Source organism: Gemmatimonadaceae bacterium, from assembly GCA_035606695.1.
In the GTDB taxonomy this organism is placed as follows: Bacteria; Gemmatimonadota; Gemmatimonadetes; order Gemmatimonadales; family Gemmatimonadaceae; genus JAQBQB01.
In genome coordinates, this window is sequence record DATNEW010000035.1 from 108,712 (window position 1) to 124,408 (window position 15,697).

17 protein-coding genes are annotated in these 15,697 nt (G+C 63.8%); 1 reads left to right on the forward strand and 16 read right to left on the reverse strand.

What is annotated here, in order from left to right:
- Positions 1 to 40 precede the first annotated feature (40 nt).
- The 8 genes from nuoH to ndhC form a co-directional block, all read right to left on the reverse strand.
- Positions 41 to 1,372: an NADH-quinone oxidoreductase subunit NuoH gene (nuoH, locus tag VN706_19415; GenBank protein ID HXT17815.1), complete on the reverse strand. Its 1,332-nt coding sequence runs from the start codon at positions 1,370 to 1,372 to the stop codon at positions 41 to 43.
- Positions 1,369 to 2,931: a molybdopterin-dependent oxidoreductase gene (locus VN706_19420; protein HXT17816.1), complete on the reverse strand. Its 1,563-nt coding sequence runs from the start codon at positions 2,929 to 2,931 to the stop codon at positions 1,369 to 1,371. The genes nuoH and VN706_19420 overlap by 4 nt, the downstream gene beginning before the upstream one ends.
- Positions 2,932 to 4,245 (reverse strand): NADH-quinone oxidoreductase subunit NuoF, encoded by a 1,314-nt coding sequence (gene nuoF, locus VN706_19425; GenBank protein HXT17817.1) that lies wholly within the window; start codon positions 4,243 to 4,245, stop codon positions 2,932 to 2,934.
- 63 nt (positions 4,246 to 4,308) lie between these two features.
- On the reverse strand, positions 4,309 to 4,884 hold the full coding sequence (locus VN706_19430) for an NAD(P)H-dependent oxidoreductase subunit E (GenBank protein HXT17818.1): 576 nt from the start codon (positions 4,882 to 4,884) through the stop codon (positions 4,309 to 4,311).
- Complete coding sequence (gene nuoD, locus VN706_19435; GenBank protein ID HXT17819.1) at positions 4,881 to 6,194, reverse strand: NADH dehydrogenase (quinone) subunit D; 1,314 nt, start codon at positions 6,192 to 6,194, stop codon at positions 4,881 to 4,883. Before nuoD ends, VN706_19430 begins: the two co-directional genes overlap by 4 nt.
- A 3-nt stretch (positions 6,195 to 6,197) precedes the next feature.
- Complete coding sequence (locus tag VN706_19440) at positions 6,198 to 6,902, reverse strand: NADH-quinone oxidoreductase subunit C (GenBank protein HXT17820.1); 705 nt, start codon at positions 6,900 to 6,902, stop codon at positions 6,198 to 6,200.
- Positions 6,903 to 6,909: 7 nt separating this feature from the next.
- Positions 6,910 to 7,557: an NADH-quinone oxidoreductase subunit B family protein gene (locus tag VN706_19445; protein HXT17821.1), complete on the reverse strand. Its 648-nt coding sequence runs from the start codon at positions 7,555 to 7,557 to the stop codon at positions 6,910 to 6,912.
- Positions 7,548 to 7,952 (reverse strand): NADH-quinone oxidoreductase subunit A, encoded by a 405-nt coding sequence (gene ndhC, locus VN706_19450; GenBank protein HXT17822.1) that lies wholly within the window; start codon positions 7,950 to 7,952, stop codon positions 7,548 to 7,550. The genes VN706_19445 and ndhC overlap by 10 nt, the downstream gene beginning before the upstream one ends.
- A 227-nt stretch (positions 7,953 to 8,179) precedes the next feature.
- On the opposite strand from ndhC, the gene dcd reads away from it, so the two are divergent.
- On the forward strand, positions 8,180 to 8,734 hold the full coding sequence (gene dcd, locus VN706_19455; GenBank protein ID HXT17823.1) for a dCTP deaminase: 555 nt from the start codon (positions 8,180 to 8,182) through the stop codon (positions 8,732 to 8,734).
- A gap of 76 nt (positions 8,735 to 8,810) precedes the next feature.
- Here dcd and VN706_19460 read toward each other — a convergent pair whose 3' ends face one another.
- The 8 genes from VN706_19460 to moaD all read right to left on the reverse strand — a co-directional run bounded on the left by VN706_19460 (position 8,811) and on the right by moaD (position 15,574).
- On the reverse strand, positions 8,811 to 9,128 hold the full coding sequence (locus VN706_19460) for a hypothetical protein (GenBank protein ID HXT17824.1): 318 nt from the start codon (positions 9,126 to 9,128) through the stop codon (positions 8,811 to 8,813).
- A gap of 274 nt (positions 9,129 to 9,402) precedes the next feature.
- A complete protein-coding gene (locus VN706_19465; GenBank protein ID HXT17825.1) occupies positions 9,403 to 10,176 on the reverse strand; it encodes a succinate dehydrogenase/fumarate reductase iron-sulfur subunit in 774 nt (257 codons plus the stop codon).
- 112 nt (positions 10,177 to 10,288) lie between these two features.
- Complete coding sequence (locus tag VN706_19470; protein HXT17826.1) at positions 10,289 to 12,211, reverse strand: fumarate reductase/succinate dehydrogenase flavoprotein subunit; 1,923 nt, start codon at positions 12,209 to 12,211, stop codon at positions 10,289 to 10,291.
- Positions 12,212 to 12,213: 2 nt separating this feature from the next.
- Complete coding sequence (locus VN706_19475; GenBank protein ID HXT17827.1) at positions 12,214 to 12,897, reverse strand: succinate dehydrogenase cytochrome b subunit; 684 nt, start codon at positions 12,895 to 12,897, stop codon at positions 12,214 to 12,216.
- A 1-nt stretch (position 12,898) separates the two neighbouring features.
- Positions 12,899 to 13,828, reverse strand: coding sequence for a malate dehydrogenase (gene mdh, locus VN706_19480; protein ID HXT17828.1), 930 nt, complete (start codon positions 13,826 to 13,828; stop codon positions 12,899 to 12,901).
- A gap of 86 nt (positions 13,829 to 13,914) precedes the next feature.
- Positions 13,915 to 14,937 carry a GTP 3',8-cyclase MoaA gene (gene moaA / locus VN706_19485; protein HXT17829.1) on the reverse strand — a complete coding sequence of 341 codons (1,023 nt, stop codon included), beginning with the start codon at positions 14,935 to 14,937 and terminating at the stop codon, positions 13,915 to 13,917.
- Positions 14,916 to 15,332, reverse strand: a complete 417-nt coding sequence (locus VN706_19490) for a molybdenum cofactor biosynthesis protein MoaE (protein HXT17830.1) — start codon at positions 15,330 to 15,332, stop codon at positions 14,916 to 14,918. Before VN706_19490 ends, moaA begins: the two co-directional genes overlap by 22 nt.
- Positions 15,332 to 15,574 (reverse strand): molybdopterin converting factor subunit 1, encoded by a 243-nt coding sequence (gene moaD, locus VN706_19495; protein HXT17831.1) that lies wholly within the window; start codon positions 15,572 to 15,574, stop codon positions 15,332 to 15,334. The genes VN706_19490 and moaD overlap by 1 nt, the downstream gene beginning before the upstream one ends.
- Between the last annotated feature and the right edge of the window lie 123 nt (positions 15,575 to 15,697).

Below are 15,697 nucleotides of genomic sequence, written 5' to 3' on the forward strand. Positions count from 1 at the left end.
CGCTTCGCACCGACGGTGGGAATTCGGCCATGCATGGTCATCAGTCTGCTCCTCCCTCGTTCCGAACCGGCTCGAAGCGCACGCGATCATACCGGGCGCGACGAAGCTTTTCGATATTGCGTTTGTCGAGGCGCGAGTACGCGGGACTGATCAAGCGCCCGCGATCCACCACGCCCAGCAGAATGCCGAGCAGCACGATGTTCACGCCGAGCATGACGAGCGCGAAGTACGGCGACTGCGGATGAATGCCGCTGTAGTCCAATCCAAACGTGACCGCCGCGACGATGACGATATACGAAAGCGCCACCGGCAGCATGAACTTCCAGCCGAGCGCCATGAGCTGATCGTAGCGGAAACGCGGCAGCGTCCAGCGCACCCAGATGAACACGAACACGAAGAACAGGATCTTCGCCCAGAAGAATCCGAACGTGAGCAGCGTCTTGAGCAGCGTGTGCGGCGCGACGTTGTCCCACACCGTGAACGGAATGTCCCAGCCGCCGAAGAACAGCGTCGCCATCAGCGCGCTCGCCGTCATCACGTTCGCATACTCGGCGATGAAGAACATCGAGAACTTCATCGCGCTGTATTCGGCGTGGTAGCCGGCGACGAGCTCCGATTCCGCCTCCGGCAGGTCGAACGGCACGCGGTTCGTCTCGGCGAACGCCGCGACGATGAACACGAAGAACGCGATCGTGAGATTGATGACGTTCCAGTGCAAACCGCGCCCGGCCTGCTGCGCGACGATCTGATTCAGCGAGACGTTGCCGGCGAGGATCAGCACCGGAATCGTCGCCATGCCCATCGAGATCTCGTACGAGATCATCTGCGCGCTCGACCGCAAGCCGCCGAGCAACGCGTATTTGTTGTTCGACGACCAGCCGGCGAGCACGATGCCATACACGCCGAGCGAAGAGATCGCGAGCATGAAGAGGTAGCCGATCGGCAGCGGCGCGAGTGCCATGTCGATCGTGCCCCACTTGGAATCCCACGGCGCGCCGTACGGAATGACCGACCAGGTGAGCAGCGCGGGAATGAACGACATCACGGGCGCGAGGATGAAGAGGGGCATGTACGCCGCCTTCGGGTACGTCTCCTCTTTCATGATGTTCTTGACGCCGTCGGCGACCGACTGCAGCAAGCCGTGCGGTCCAACGCGATTCGGCCCGCGCCGATCCTGGATGAACGCGCAAATGCGCCGCTCGGCCCAGATCACCATCATCACGCCGACCATATAGATCGTGAAGAGAACGAGCATCTTCACGACCGTCATCAGGAACCAGAAGCCGGTGCTTGCCGGCGGCACGAGATGCTCGACGCCGTTGCTCGAGGTCGTCGTTTGCGCGACCGCTTGCATGAGGGTCGTGATGATCATGCGCTCGCTCCCGCCGTCGCGCCGGCGACGCTGCGGCCCTTGAGCCCCAGCGTGTCGTACGACATGCCGGCGAACTCGGATCGCGCACCCGCCAACGCCTTGAAGACGTCGGACGCGAGCGAGTAGTTCGTCTTCACGCCCGCTTCCGCGAGCAGGTCGGAGAGCACATACCAGCTCGGCCGTGCGAAGCCCGGCGCCTGTTTCGCTTGCATGAAGCGCTGCACGTGCCCGCGCAGGTTCGTGAACGTGCCTTCTTCTTCGGTGAAGTTCGCGATCGGCAGCACGACGTTCGCCGCGTGCTTGGCCCACGGCGGCAGCGTCGTGCCGATGACGATGATCGCCCCGGCCTTCGCGACGTCGGCCGCGTCGAGCCCGACGAGCTCCTCGTCGGCGACGACGAGCACGTCACCGGCGCCGAGCTTCGCGAGCGGATTGTCACTGCGCGCGAAGCCGAACAATTCGGCGCCGCGCACATTGGCCGCGCGATCGCGGCGCAATGAGAGATCTTCAACGCCGGGCAGCGGCGCTTCGTCGCCTTGCTCCACGCGAAACGCGCCGGTGCCGCTCGTCTTTTTCACGAGCTCGCCAAGCAGGTAGAGCGCCTCGTTCGACAGCATGGGCGATGCGAGGACGTATGCCTTCTTGCCGTTGAGCAATCGCGCCGCTTCCTGCAGCGCCAACTCCCAATCGATACCGTGCAGCCTGGTGCCGTGGCGGATCATCGGCGTGTCGACGCGATCCTGCCGGTTCATCCAGCGATAGTTCAAGCGGCCGTAGTCGCACATGAAATACTTGTTGACCTGATCGTTCGGACGCGGGCGAAGCTTCACCACCGTGTTGTCGCGCGTCTCGACGATGATGTTGCAGCCCTGCGAACAATTCGGGCACACCGAAGCCGTGCGGTCGAGCTCCCAGGCACGCGCCTTGTTGAGCGAATCCTTCGAGAGCAGCGCGCCCACGGGGCACAGATCGATGACGTTCCCCGCCCACGCATGCGTCAGGTCCTTGCCCTCGAACTTGCCGATGAGCGCGCGATCGCCCCGCTCGCTCACGTTGAGGACGGAATCCTTCGCCACGTCATCCATGAATCGCACGCAGCGCGTGCAGAGGATGCAGCGGTTGGCGGTGTACATCACGTCGCCGCCGAAGTCCTCCACCGGATTGAAGCGCTTGGGATCGCGATAGCGTCCCTCGCTGCGCCCTTCCTTATACGTGTAGTCCTGGAGCTCGCACTCGCCCGCCTGATCGCAGATCGGACAATCGAGTGGATGGTTGATGAGCAGCATCTCGAGCACGCCTTTGCGCGCCTCGAGCGCCTTCTCGGAGTGCACGTGAACGACTTGTCCTTCGGACGCCACGGTCGCGCACGAGGGCGCGAGCTTCGGCATCTTCTCGACTTCGACGAGGCACATCCGGCACACACCGGCGACGGGAAGTCCCGGGTGGTAGCAGTAGTGCGGGATCAGGATGCCCGCGTACTTCGCCGCTTCGAGAATCGACGTGCCCGGCGGCACGCTGACCTGGCGTCCTTCTATGGTCAGATTGATCATATCGCCCATTTAAGCCACCGCCGGGACGAGGAAATGCTTCTTCTTCTTGATCAGCGCCTCGAAGTCGCCGCGGAACTTCTCGATGCCCGACTTCACCGGCGTCGCGCACGAGTCGCTCAAGACGCAGATCGTCTTGGCCGTCATGTTCTCGCCGATTTCCAATAAGGTGTCCAGGTCCTCGGGCGTCCCGTCCCCCGCGACGATGCGTTCGAGAATCTTCGTCGTCCACGCCGTGCCTTCGCGGCACTGCGTACACTGCGCGCAGCTCTCGTGCGCGAAGAAGCGCGCGGCGCGCGCGATCTGCTTCACGAGATTCTGCGCGTCGTCGATGACGATCACACCGCCCGAGCCGAGCATCGTTCCCTGCGCCACGAAGCCTTCATAGTCCATCACGCTCGCTTCGGCTTCTTCCAGCGTCTGGATGGGCACCGAGATGCCGCCCGGGATGATCGCCTTGAACTTGCGCCCCGGCAGCGGGCCGCCGCACAGGTCGTATAAGAAATCTCTAAAAGGAAAGCCCATCGGCACTTCGTAGTTGCCGGGCTTCTGAATGTTGCCGCAGACGGAATACAGCTTCGTGCCGGTGCTCTTTGGGTTGTCCGCGCGCATCCACTGTTTGTACCAGTCGGCGCCATTGTTCAGAATGTGCGGCACCGCGGCCAGCGTCTCGACGTTGTTGATCGTCGTCGGCGACGCGAAGACGCCCGACACCGCCGGGAACGGCGGCTTGATGCGCGGGTTCCCCCGGCGGCCCTCGATCGAGTTCATCAAGGCCGTCTCTTCACCGCAGATGTACGCGCCCGCGCCGCGGTGCACGTAGATGTTCACCGTCTTGCCGGTACCCATCGCGTTCTTGCCGAGAATGCCGGCCGCGTAGCACTCCTTGAGGCCCGCTTCGACGCGCGCAATCGGCTCCGTGAACTCACCGCGAATGTAGATGTAGCACGTCTCGGCGCCGATGGCGTATGAGCCGATCGCGCAGCCCTCGATCAGGGCATGCGGCGTCCACCGCATGATTTCGCGATCTTTGAACGTCCCCGGCTCGGACTCGTCGGCGTTGCAACAGAGATAGTGCGGCTTGCCGTCGCCCGGCTTCATGAACGACCACTTCACGCCGGTCGGAAAGCCCGCGCCGCCGCGGCCGCGCAGGCCGGAGTTCTTCACGACGTCGACGATCTCCGCCGGCTGCATGCCGAGCGCTTTCTCGAACGCGGTGTAGCCGCCGCGCTTCTTCCACCCATCGAGCGTCTGCGCCTCTTTGTCCCCGAAATACTTGGAGAGGACGGGCGTTTCGCGCGCGTGCGGCGTATGTGGATAGCCCATGTTAAAACTTGAATGTCCGAACTTCGACCGGAGGTGCGAAGCGCCGAAGGAAGAAGCAATGACTCATTTCAGTTCGCCGAGAATCTCGGGCACGCGATCGGGCGTGACCGATTCAATGAAGTCTTCGTTGATCATGACCGGCGTCGCGAAGCCGCATGCGCCAAGGCATTCGACTTCGATCACCGTGTACTTGCCGTCGCTCGACGTCTGGCCGAGCTCCTCGCAGCCGGTCGCCTTGAGGAACGCTTCCACCACGCCTTCGGCGCCGCAGACGTTGCACGGCGACGTCGTGCACACCTGAATGAAATGGCGGCCGACCGGATGCTGGTGGTACATCGTGTAGAACGTCACCACGCCTTTCACGTACGCCGGCGTGAGCTCGAGCACCTCGGCGACTTCGGCCATGCCGTCGTCGCTCACCCAGCCGTGTTCGTGCTGCACCATCCAGAGCGCGGGCAGGAGCGCCGCCATCTTCGTCGGATAGCGCGAGATGACCTGGTCGAGCTCCTTGCGGCGCGCGCTGCCGGCGGTGAACACCGGCGAGTACGGCGCGTGCTCGTGATCGGCGTGCGACGCGTCCGCCGGCGCGCGGAGGTCGTTCACTTCGCGATGCACGCGGAAGTAGGCGGCGTCGGTCATCGATCGATCTCCCCCATCACGATGTCGATCGAGGCATTGATCGCGATGACGTCGGAGAGCAAGTGCCCTTCGACCATGCGCGGAATCGCCGACAGGTTCACGAACGACGGCGGCCGAATGCGCCAGCGCACCGGCTTCGACGAGCCGTCGGACACCATGTAGTACCCCTTCTCACCTTTGGGGCTTTCGACCGGAACGTAGCACTCGCCGATCGGCGGACGCGGACCTTCCATCACCTGCTTGAAGTGGTGGATCATCGATTCCATGTCGCTCGTCGCCTTGCTCTTGGGCGGCAGAATGACGCGGTGGTCGTCGACGTTCACCGGCCCGTCGGGCAACCGCTTCATCGCCTGCGCGATGATGCGCACCGACTGCCGCAGCTCTTCCATGCGCACGAGGTAGCGATCGTAGACGTCGCCGTTCGTGCCCACCGGCACCTCGAAATCGTACGTCTCGTAATCGAGATACGGGAAATCCTTGCGGACGTCGTACGCGACGCCGGACGCGCGAATCATCGGACCCGAGAGTCCGTAGTTCACCGCTTCCTCGGGCGACATCACGCCCAAGCCGACCGTGCGGCCGACCCAGATGCCGTTCTTCGTGACGACGCGATCGATCTCGTCGACCACCTTCGGGAACGTGTTGACGAAGGCGCCCAGCATCTCGAGCCAGCCGTCCGGAATGTCGGCGGCCATGCCGCCCACGCGCGTGATCGTCGTCGTGAGGCGCGCGCCGACCCAGGACTCGAGCAGCTCGTACACCTTCTCACGCTGCTGGAACGCCCACAGGAACGGCGTATAGGCGCCGATGTCGATGCACGTCGTGCCCGTCCACACGAGATGGGAGATGATGCGCGACAGCTCGCACACGATCACGCGCAGCACCTTGCACCGCTCGGTGATCTCCAGCCCGAACAACCGTTCGGCGCCAAGAGAGAAGGCGACGTTATTGCCCGGCGAGTTTAGATAATCCTCACGATCGGTGTATGGGATGATCTGATTGTACTGCCGGTATTCGCCCGTCTTCTCGAAGCCGCAGTGCAGATAGCCGATGTGCGGGATGCACCGCACCACGGTCTCGCCATCGAGCTCGAGCACCAGGCGCAACACGCCGTGCGTCGCCGGATGCTGCGGCCCGATGTTGATGAGCATGTGCTCGCTCGAGAGATCCGGTTCCGGCTCCCACGGCAGCTCCTGCGTGATGACGTTGCCGCCGTCGTCCACGCCGAGCGCGCGCCGAACGGGACGGCCTTCCGAATCCAGCGCGTTCGTCGACAGTTCGACTTCGACTGTGCGTTTTGTCGTCGCCATCGGCTACTCTCCCACCTTTTCGCCGGACGTCAGGCGACGCCGCATGTCGGCGGGCAGATCCTCGAACGCGTCGGCGATCGAGAGCTCATCCTTGGAGTAGCGCGCTTCCGGATTTGCGGCGAGCGCCTGGCGCAGCTGCTCGGAGCGGCTGAAGCGGCCGCGCAGCGGGAAGTCCTTGCGCAGCGGAAAGCCCTCCTTGTACTGCTCCCACATGAGCAGCCGGCGCAAATCCGGATGGCCCGAGAACGTGATGCCGAACATGTCGTAGCACTCGCGTTCCATCCAGTCGGCGGCTTTGTAGATGTCCCACACGCTGGGCACGTCGAGCGCGGCGCCCTTCTCAATTAGTACCTTTATGCGAATAAATCGCCGCCAGGGCAACGAGCGCAGATGCCACACGACCTCGAGGGGCTGTTCGAGATCTCTAAACTCGACCGCCGTCACGTCGGAGAGGTAGTCGTAGCGCTGCGACGGGTCGTCGTGCAGCCACTGCACGATGTCGTGCAGCCTGGCGGTGTCGACGATCACCGTCGTCTCACCCCACACGACCGTCACGGCCTTGATCGCGGCCCCGAACTGCTGCGTGAGCGCGGCGGCCGAGGGATTGGCCTCGCCCCCGCGATGCGGAACGTTTTTTTGCGTCGTCGGCGCGGGCGCGGACGGTCCCGCCGCGCTGCCTGCAACGACCGGTTGAAAGCTCGAGCTCACAGGCGTATCACAACCCGGAACGTGTCTGATGAACGGAGTTGCCGAACGGCTCCGACAGTTCGTCGATCACCTCCGGCGCAATGTAGAGCTGGCTCTTCGGATCAGGCTCCATCTCGTTGCGGAGCGAGGGATCGCCGGAGCGCTCGTTCATGACTTTCTTCTGCAGCATCAGGATGCCGTACAGCAGGCCCTCGGGACGCGGCGGACATCCCGGCACGTAGACGTCGACCGGAATGATGTTGTCGATGCCCTGCACCACCGCGTAATTGTCGAAGATGCCGTTGCCCGACGAGGCGCACGCGCCCATCGAGATGCACCACTTCGGCTGCGGCATCTGCTGCCAGATGCGCCGCAATACCGGCGCAAGCTTGAACGGCACACGGCCGGCGCAGATGAGCACGTCGGCTTGCCGCGGCGAGAACGCCTGCCGTTCCATGCCGAAACGGGCCAGATCGTACTTGCTCGCCGCGGACGCCATGAACTCGATCGCGCAGCACGCGGTGCCGAACGGCATCGGCCACAGCGAGTTCGAGCGGCCCCAGTTCACCAGCTTGTCGAGCGTCGTGAGCGTCCACGGGACGTCCGTGGTAATTGCGGTATTCTCGCGGTCGCGCGACGCGGATGAGTCGGTGCGTTCGCTGCGGCTCAGTCCCATTGCAACGCTCCCTTCTTCCACACGTAGATGAAGCCGACGAGCAGGATGGCGATGAACACAAGCATCTCGCTCAAGCCAAAGAGCGACATCTGTCCCTTCGGGCATATGTCGTTGACGAGCGGCGACGTACACGACAATTGCCGGTAGTACGCGCCCCACGGAATCATGAACACCGTCTCGATGTCGAACAGAATGAACAGCACGGCCACCATGTAGAACTTCACGGAGAAGCGCTCGTGCGCGTCTCCCAGGGGTGGCATGCCGGATTCGTACGGTGTGTCTTTGACGGCCGAGGGCCGGGGGCGGAGTGTGAGGTGGGAGAGCCCGAGCATCATCACCCCATTGAGGATGACGAAGCCGAGCAGGAGCAGGACTGGGAAGTACGTGTGAAGCATGTGTCTCCCAACTTCGTGAAATCTTTCACTAAGTCCAGCGTGGGAAAACTAATCAGTGCCTGAAACGCGGGTCAATGCGATGGGCGATGGGCGATGGGCGATGGGTGCTGGGCGTGATTCGTTCTCGCGGTTGAGTGTCATGCGCCGTTCGCATAGCTTCACGCGTCCAATGGCCGACGCATGGCTGCGCCGAGCCCGCCCATCGCCCACCGCCCATCGCCCAACGCATGACCATCATGTCCGACCGCTGGATCACCCGAATGGCTCGCGACCATCGTATGATCGAACCGTTCGAGGACCGGCAGGTCCGCAAAGGCGTGATCTCGTACGGCGTGAGCTCGTACGGCTACGACATGCGTGTCGCGCGCGAATTCAGGATCTTCACCAACGTCCTGAACTCGATCGTCGACCCCAAGGCGTTCGATCCGAAATCCTTCGTCGAATACGAAGGCGACGTCTGCATCGTGCCGCCTAACTCGTTCGCGCTCGCGCGATCGGTCGAATACTTCCGCATTCCGCGCAACGTGCTCACGGTGACCGTCGGCAAATCGACGTACGCGCGGTGCGGCATCATCACGAACGTCACGCCCTTCGAGCCCGAGTGGGAAGGCTTCGTGACGCTCGAGATCTCGAACACGACGCCGCTGCCGGCGAAGATCTACGCGAATGAAGGCATCGCGCAGGTGCTGTTCTTCCGCGGCGAGGAAGAGCCCGAGGTCTCGTACAAGGACAAGGGCGGCAAATATCAGAGCCAGGTCGGAGTCACGCTGCCGAAGCTCTGACGAAGCGCCCGTCAGCGCGTCAGCGCGTCAGCGCGTCAGCGTCTCAGCGTCTCGAGAGGGCGAGCCCGGCGAGCGCCTACCACTGTCCGAGCAATGCACCCTGAGCGTCGAAGAGAAACGCCTCGCGCTGCGCGAGGTACAGGCAACAGTCATTCGGGCGTTCCGGACAGACGACGACGACGTTCCATGGGCCCAGCGCTTCGTCCATCACCGTGAGAAAATTGGGACCCGGTCCGAACGTCCCGGCCGCCGGCGATCCCGAGAACGGCACCCCCGTCTGCGCCGGCGTGTAGGGCGGCACCCCGCTCGCACCGCCAACGACGGTCTCCGCTCCGTTGTTCACGGTGATCGGGAGCGAATTCCAGGTCAGGTTGTAGACGTAGATGGAGGCCATGCCCCAACATGGCTCGCTCGGCCGAGTTCGGCAACCGGCGCGCGCATTGGAGATTCCTAATGTCGCAGACCAGAAAAAGATCGCACGCGGACTAACGCTGGCACCGCACGGGCTAACGCGGACGAAAGCCACGGCCCCGGCACCGAGGCGAGAATCGGTTAGTGGACCCGCGGCTTTTCTTATTCTTTCGCTGTTGTGGTGTTCTGGTGTCGTCCGCGTTAGCCCGCGATGTGTCAGCGTTAGTCCGCGTGCGATCTTTTTCTGGTCTTCCGCGCTACCCGACGCCTCCCAGCACCTTCTCTTCCCGCTTCTTCGCGGTCGCCACCAGATAATCGCGATTCATCCGCGCGATGGTGTCGATCGAAATCTCCTTCGGACACGCCTCCTGGCATTCGCCATACAGCGTGCAATGGCCGAACTCCTCGGCATCCATCTGCGCGACCATGCGCAAGGCGCGGCGCGAACGCTCGGGCTGACCCTGCGGCATCAAGCCGAGATGCGAGATCTTCGCCGCGGTGAAGAGCGAGGCCGAGCCGTTCGGACACGCCGCGATGCATGCACCGCACCCGATGCACGCCGCCGCATCCATCGAGGCGTCGGCGTCCTGCTTCGGAACCAGGATCGCATTCGCGTCCCGCGCGCCGCCGGTGTTCACCGAGACGTAGCCGCCCGCGGCGATGATGCGATCGAGCGCGCCGCGATTCACCACCAGGTCCTTGATCACCGGAAACGCGCGTGACCGCCACGGCTCGATGTAGATCTCGTCACCGTCCTTGAAGCTGCGCATGTGCAGCTGGCACGTCGCGGTGCCTTTCATCGGTCCGTGCGCGACCCCGTTGATCATGATGCCGCACGACCCGCAAATACCTTCGCGGCAGTCATGATCGAACGCGATCGGTGCCTTGCCCGACTCGACCAGCGCTTCGTTCACCGTGTCGAGCATTTCGAGGAACGACATGTCCGGGCTGACGTCCGGCGCGTCGTAGCGCTCGAGCGCACCCGGTGCATCGGCGCTTGGTTGGCGCCACACGTGGAGTATCAACTTCATGCTGTCATCCCGAGCGAATGCGAGGGATCTGGTATCACGATAGAGAGGCCGGCTAGGCGCACGAGACGCAAGATGCCTCGTCGCTCCGCTCCTCGGAATGACGGGCGCTCGGTCACTTGTAACTCCGCTGCGAGAGCGCCACGTTCTCGAACGTCAGCGGCTCCTTGTTGAGCACGGGCGGTTGATTGTCACCGGCGTATTCCCACGCCGCGACATACGCAAACCGATCGTCGTGACGCAGTGCTTCGCCGTCCGGCGTCTGATGCTCGACGCGGAAATGCCCGCCGCACGACTCCTCGCGATGCAGCGCGTCGATACACATCAACTCGGCGAGCTCCAAGAAGTCCGCGACGCGACCCGCGTGCTCGAGCGACTGATTCAGCTCTTCGCCCGTGCCCATCACGCGCACGTCGCGCCAGAATTCTTCACGCAATTTCGGTATGAGCTCCAGCGCCTTGTTGAGTCCTTCGGCGCTTCGCGCCATCCCGCAGTATTCCCACATGATGTGGCCGAGCTCGCGATGAATCGACGCCACGGTGCGGCTGCCATTGATCGACAGCAGGCGTTGCGTGCGCTGGCGAACGCCATCGAGCGTCGTTGTCACTTCTGTTGAACTTTCCGAAATCGGCTCGAGCTTGTTCGCGCCGAAATAGTCGCCGAGCGTGAGCGGCAGGACGAAGTAGCCGTCGGCCAATCCCTGCATGAGCGCGCTCGCGCCCAAACGATTCGCGCCGTGATCCGAGAAATTCGCTTCGCCGCCGACGTGCAAGCCCGGGATCGTGCTCATGAGGTTGTAATCCACCCAGAGGCCGCCCATGGTGTAATGCGGCGCCGGGTAGATGCGCATGGGTACCTCGTACGGATTCTCATCCGTGATGCGCTCGTACATCTCGAACAGATTGCCGTATCGCTCGGCGATCTTCTCTTTGCCGACGCGTTTGATGGCGTCGGCGAAATCGAGATACACGCCGCGGCCGCCGGGACCGACCCCGCGCCCCTCGTCGCACACTTCCTTCGCGGCGCGCGACGCAATGTCGCGCGGCGAGAGATTGCCGAAGCTCGGATACTTGCGCTCGAGATAGTAGTCGCGGTCCTGCTCCGGAACGTCCTTCGGTGACTTGCCGCAATCTTCCTTGCGCTTCGGCACCCACACGCGGCCGTCGTTGCGCAGCGACTCCGACATCAGCGTGAGCTTCGACTGATGTTCGCCGCTCTGCGGAATGCACGTCGGGTGGATCTGCGTGAAGCACGGATTCGCGAACGCCGCGCCGCGCTTGTATGCGCGCCAGATCGCCGTGGCGTTCGAGCCTTTCGCGTTCGTCGAGAGGTAGAAGACGTTCGAGTAGCCGCCCGTCGCCAGCAGCACGGCGTCGCCCGCATGCGCGTCGATGGCGCCGGTGACCATGTCGCGCGTGACGATCCCGCGCGCACGACCGTTCACCACGATGAGATCGAGCATCTCGGTGCGCGGAAACATCGTGACGCCGCCCTTGGCGATCTCCTTCTCGAGCGCCTGGTACGCACCGAGCAACAACTGCTGTCCCGTTTGCCCGCGCGCGTAAAAGGTGCGCGACACCTGCGCGCCGCCGAACGAGCGATTGGTCAGCAGACCGCCGTACTCGCGCGCGAACGGCACGCCCTGCGCCACGCACTGGTCGATGATGTTCACGCTCACCTGCGCCAGGCGATACACGTTCGCCTCGCGCGAGCGGAAATCACCACCCTTCACCGTGTCGTAAAACAACCGCTGAACGCTGTCGCCGTCGTTCTGATAATTCTTCGCCGCGTTGATGCCGCCCTGCGCGGCGATCGAGTGCGCGCGCCGCGGCGAATCCTGGAAGCAGAAGCACTTGACGTTGTAGCCCAACTCCGACAGCGACGCGGCGGCCGCGCCGCCCGCCAACCCCGAGCCGACGACGATGACTGTGTATTTCCGCTTGTTCGCGGGATTTACCAGCTTCATCTCGAAGCGGTGCTTGTCCCATTTGCGCTCGAGCGGCCCGCTCGGAGTCTTCGACCGAAGGTCCAGTGTCATGGCTAACGAATGAGGCCGACGATGACGCCGACCGGAACGAGCGTGAATCCCGCCCACAGCGCGATCGCGACGATGGCCGCGACGCGGCGATGCAGCGGATTGGGCGACTGCTTGGCGTGGCCGAGCGTGCGCACCGACGACCAGGCGCCGTGATAGAGATGCAGTCCCAGAAACACCATCGCGACGATGTAGACGAGCGCCACCCACCAGATGCGAAAGCTCGCGACGACGTTGCCGTAGATGTCGTGCTGGCCGTGAATGTCCGTCATTCCGCGCCAACCCGCCGGATCGATCGTTTCCGTCGTGAAGTGCAGGATGTGGAAGATGATGAAGAGCAGCAGGAACACCCCGCCCCACTTCATGGTGCGCGACGCGAGCGTCGACACCTGCGGCACGCGGCGCTGATACCCGATCGGCCGCGCGGCTTGCGAGCGCATGGTGAGCTGATACGCCATCAGCACATGGAGCACGACCGACACGATCAGCACGATACGGACGAGCCACAGCAGCTCGCTCGCCGGGCCGTGCAGCATCGCGCTGTATTCGTTGAGTTTGGATTGACCTTCGAACGCCTGAAGGTTCCCGGCCACATGGAGGATCAGGAAGCCGATACCGATCAGCCCCGTCACCCCCATGATGATTTTCTTACCGATGGTCGAGCGGTAGAACGTCGCGAGCTGGCTCATCTCACAGCTTCACGGCCTTCATCGGATCGCGGACTGCTTCGGCGCTCTTCTCGAGCGCGGCGCGTTCGTCCTTCGTGAGCTCGACCTCGATCACCTTCTCGAGTCCCTTGCGTCCAAGCTTGCACGGCACGCCAAGGAACAGGCCCTTCATGCCGTACTCGCCGTCCAGCCAGGCGGCGCATGGCAGAATGCGCCGCTGATCGTTGACGATCGCTTCCGCCATCTGCACCGCGCCCGCCGACGGCGCATAGTATGCCGATCCGGTCTTGAGATGCTTCACGATCTCGGCGCCGCCGTTTCGCGTGCGGTCGACGATCGCGTCGAGCTTGCTCTTTTCCATGAGCTGCGTGATGGGAATCCCGCTCACGCTCGTGTAGCTGATCAACGGCACCATCGTGTCGCCGTGGCCGCCGAGCACCATGGCCTGAATGTCACGCACCGAACAATCGAGCTCCGTGGCGAGGAACGCGCGATAGCGCGCGGTGTCGAGCACTCCGGCCATGCCGAGCACGCGCTCGCGCGGGAAGCCGGTGACTTCTTTCGCGACGTAGCACATGACGTCGAGCGGATTGGAGACGACGATGACGATCGCCTTGGGCGACGTCTTCTTGATCTCTTCCGACACCGACTTGACGATGCCGGCGTTGGTGTTGAGCAGATCGTCGCGCGACATGCCCGGCTTGCGCGCGATGCCCGCCGTGATGATCACGATGTCCGAATCCGCCGTCTCGGCGTAGCCGTTCGTGCCGATGATGCGCGAATCGTAGCCTTCGATGGGCGCCGACTGCCACTGGTCGAGGCCTTTGCCCTGCGGCACGCCTTCGACGACGTCCACCATCACGACGGTGCGAGCGAGCTCTTTCTCCGCGACGCGCTGAGCGGTCGTCGCGCCGACATTGCCCGCGCCGACGACCGTAATTTTGTTGACCATGTTGGGTTCGCTTTAGAGGTGAGGTACGAAGCGAAAGCTAACAACTTCGAGCCGACGCGCGAAGCTTCGCTCCGGATGACAAACAGTCATCCGCCACGCGTGTGCATCTCCAGATGCGGATCGCGCTTCAACCGCTCGATGCCGACGAGCACATCGCGCTCCGGCACACTCGCCCGCACTTCGGCACCGCGATCGCGCCGAGCCGACCAGACTGATTCGATGATGTGGGCGATCTCCTCGTCGGTCGCGCCGTCTCGCAGCGGCCCGCGGAGATCCGTGCCGCGCGGCGAGTAGAGACACAAATACCACAGTCCGTCGGCGGTGAGGCGGCTGCGATCGCACGTGCGGCAGAAGGGCGCGGTCGTCGACGCGATGATGCCGAACGTCGTGCCGTCCGACAACCGGAATCGCTCGGCCGGCGCGGCGTCGACCGGCGCGAGCGCCTCGATCCACCCGAACCGCTCCTCGAGCCGCGCGAGCATCTCGGCGCGCGATACAACCTGGTCCATCGACCAGTGTGTCGCGCCGCCGACGTCCATGTACTCGATGAAGCGCACTTCGGCGTTCACGGCGCGGCCGAATTCGATCAGATCCGCGAGCTCGTCGTCGTTGCGGCCGCGGATGACCACCGAGTCGAGCTTGGTCGCCGTGAAGCCTGCGTCGCTCAGCGACGCAATGCCGCGCAGCACGCGGTCGTGCAGCGAACGACGCGTGAGCTCGGCGAAGCGGTCGGGTCGCAGCGTGTCGAGGCTCACCGTCACGCGCCGAAGACCCGCGGCGCGCAACGCTTCCGCATGCTCGGCCAGCAGCACGCCGTTCGTCGTCATCGCGAGATCGCGCACACGCTCGTCTTCATCGAGCAGCCGAATGAGGGTCGGCAGGTTGCTGCGCAGCAGCGGCTCGCCGCCGGTGAGGCGAATCTTGTCGACGCCAAGCGAAGTGAAGATCCGCGCGACGCGGGCGATCTCCTCGAAGCTGAGCAGGTCGGCGCGCGGCAGCCACTCGTAGCTCTCCTGCGGCATGCAGTAGCGGCAGCGCAGGTTGCAGCGATCGGTAACCGAAATCCGAAGGCTGCCGAGCGGCCGGCCTAGTGCGTCGGGTCGACCCATTCACGCCTCCCGTCGACGTAGTGCTCGCGCTTCCAGATCGGCACGCGCTTCTTGAGCTCCTCGATCACGTAGCGGCTCGCGTCGTATGCCTTGCCGCGGTGGGGGTGTGCAACCGCGATGACCACGCTCGCGTCGCCAAGCGCGAGCGTGCCGATCCGGTGCTCGACGACGATGTCGTCGCTGCCAAAGCATTCGACCGCCTCGCGCGCGATCGCATCGAGCTCACGCTCGGCCATTCCGCGATAGGCGCTGTATTCCATGCCGGTCACCGTGTGTCCGTCGTTCACGTTGCGCACGGTGCCGACGAACACGATGGCCGCGCCGTTCGCATCGTTGGCGACTTCACGAAGCAGTGCGGCCGGATCGAGCGCGCGCTCGACGATCGCGGTGCGCATCAACCACCCGCAACTGGTGGAATGATCGCGACTTCGTCGCCCGGCGATAGCCGGAAGTCGCGTTTGGCGTAGCTCTGATTTACCGCGACGAGCGGCTCGTCCGGCAAACGCTCGGCACCAGGCAACGTGCGGACGCGTCCCATCAACTCGCCGACCGTCGAGCCGTCGTCGAGCTCGACCGAAAGCGAGCTCGTGCCGAGCTTGTCGGCGTAGGAAGCGAAGAGGAGGACGGAGATTTTCATGAAGCGGGCGTATGGGCGTATGGGCGTATGGGCGTATGGGCGAACGTCAAAGAGCCTAGCGCGACTCGCACGAATATTATCCTGTCGGCACGCCCATGCGCCTACGCGTCCATACGCCCATAC